2 pseudogenes are annotated in these 2,375 nt (G+C 68.3%); both read left to right on the top strand.

Annotated features, from left to right (window positions below):
- Nucleotides 1-120: 120 nt before the first annotated feature.
- Nucleotides 121-1,008 (top strand): annotated as a pseudogene (locus tag HHL10_RS30000) (Mu transposase domain-containing protein); the annotation flags it as partial.
- Nucleotides 1,009-1,046: 38 nt separating this feature from the next.
- Nucleotides 1,047-1,770 (top strand): annotated as a pseudogene (istB, locus tag HHL10_RS29995) (IS21-like element helper ATPase IstB); the annotation flags it as partial.
- Between the last annotated feature and the right edge of the window lie 605 nt (nt 1,771-2,375).

The following is a 2,375-nucleotide window of genomic DNA, read 5'->3' as shown; positions in this document are numbered from 1 at the left end:
GCCGTGGCCGGTTTATGCCGCCTCTGGACTGGCCGGTTTATGCCGACTCCGCCGCTCAGCGCCACCACCCGCAGAGTGGCCGGATTACGCCGCCTCTGAAGTGGTCGGTATATGCCGCTCGCTGACACCTACGAACCCGTGACCGCCCGGCTGATGCAGGAGCTCGAAGAGCACTACGGCGTGGCGGTGCTGCCGGCGCGCCCCGGGCGGCCACAGGACAAGGCCAAGGTCGAAGTGGGAGTCCAGGTCGTCGAGCGCTGGATTCTGGCGCGGCTGCGCCACCGCCGCTTCTTCAGCCTGGGCGAGCTCAACGCGGCAATAGCCGGGCTGCTGGCCGAGTTGAACCAGCGCCCCTTCAAGAAGCTGCCCGGCTGCCGGGCATCAGCCTTCGAGGCGCTGGACGCGCCGGCGCTCAAGCCGCTGCCGCCGCACCCCATGGTGCTGGCGCAGTTCAAGCCGGCGCGCGTGAACATTGACTACCACGTGGCCTTCGAGGGGCACTACTACTCGGTGCCGCACCAGCACGTGGGCGCCGCGGTGGAGCTGCGCGTCACGGCCACGACGCTGGAGGTGCTGCTGCGCCGCCAGCGCATCGCCGCACACGCCCGCAGCGCCCGCGCCGGCGGCTTCACCACGGTGGCCGAGCACATGCCGGCGTCGCACCGAGCGCACCGGGAGTGGTCGCCGGCCACGCTCATCGGCTGGGGTGAGCGCATCGGCGCGGCCACCGCCGCCGTGGTGCGCTGGCAGATGGAGCACCGCCCGCACCCCGAGCAGGGCTACCGCGCCTGCCTGGGGTTGATGCGCCTGGCGCGGCAGTACGGCGAGGAGCGGCTGGAGGCGGCTTGCGCCCGCGCGCAGTCCATCCGGGCGCCGCACTACCGCAGCATCAAGTCCATCCTGGAATGCGGCCTGGACCGGCAGGGCTCGGCTGCGCTGGGCGGCGCCGCGGCGCCCATGCCCGTCCACGACAACGTGCGCGGGCCCGGCTACTACAGCCACCACTGATGCGCCGGATCGACACCCACCTTCAACGAGACCTTCCCATGCTTCACCAACACACCCTGGACCAACTGCGCGGCCTGCGCCTGGACGGCATGATCGCCGCGCTCAACGACAGCGCCACCCAAGCCGCCGCTGAAGGACTGCCCTTCGAACAACGCCTGGCGCTGCTGGTGCAGCGCGAGCTGGACTGGCGCGACAGCCGTGCGCGTGGCACGGCTGTTGAAGAGCGCCAAGCTCAAGGTCAGCAGCGCCTGCGTGGAGGACATCGACTGGCGTGCCAGCCGCGGCCTGGATCGCCACCTCATCACCGCCCTGGCCCAAGGCGACTGGATCCGCCATGGCCGCAACTTGCACATCACAGGGGCCACCGGTTGCGGCAAAACGTGGTTGGCGTGCGCCCTGGCGCAGCAGGCTGCGCGCCAAGGCTTCTCGGTGCTCTACACCCGGGCCACGAGGCTGCTGCAGGAGCTGCAGGTGGCCCACGGTGATGGCAGCTTCACCCGCCGGCTGGCGCAACTGGCGCGGCTTGACGTGCTCGTGCTCGATGACCTGGCCATCGCTCCGATCACTGCCCAGGAACGCCAGGACTTGTTGGAGCTGCTGGACGACCGGGTTGGCAGCCGTAGCACCCTCATCACCAGTCAGCTGCCTACGACCGCCTGGCACCAATGGTTGGCCGAACCGACCATCGCCGACGCCATCATGGACCGCCTGCTGCACGGCGCGCACATCATCGAGCTCAAGGGCGAGTCGCTGCGCCGACGCCGCCCGCGTGCCGCTGACATAGTGCAGCTCCCGCATTCCATGCGAAGGCGGACAGCGTTCCACGCTGATGGCGGGCAGCTGCACTACCATTGCGCCAGTCACTCAGGCACCCCTCCCGGGGTGTCCGCGATCATGCGGAACGCTGTCCGCGATCAGCCTGGAATGGGTGTCCGCGATCAGTGGAATGCGCAAGCTTCTCTCGGAAGGCGTCGTCGTACACCCGTTGTCGAGGTGCCTTCGAGGTCTCTGCCCGGGGCTTCTGCGACAGCACACGAATCGCGTGCTTACGGTGGTATCCCGCGAGCTCGACGAATTCGTCAAGGATCCTTGTCTTGTCTGTTGTCGAGGCTGCCCGGTATCTCTCCCCCACTGCCTGGATCAGTTCTTTGCGTGTAGCCATGCTTACCTGCTTCTTCACGTTGCTCCGCTCCCGCCGGACAGCCTGGCGGGTAGCAAACTACGTGAGGCAACGGGTCAGCTGAGGTGTCCTGACAAGAGTGGACAGCGACTTTTAAGCCGCCCGCGCCCCTTCGTTGTGGAAATGTTGTCGCGCAAAGACCGCTGGCGCCACGTTGCCCAGCCGGCTATGGCGGCGCTGGCGGTTG

The organism is Azohydromonas caseinilytica, from assembly GCF_012927045.1.
Lineage (GTDB): Bacteria > Pseudomonadota > Gammaproteobacteria > Burkholderiales > Burkholderiaceae_C > Azohydromonas > Azohydromonas caseinilytica.
This window is presented reverse-complemented; position numbering and strand designations above follow the sequence as displayed.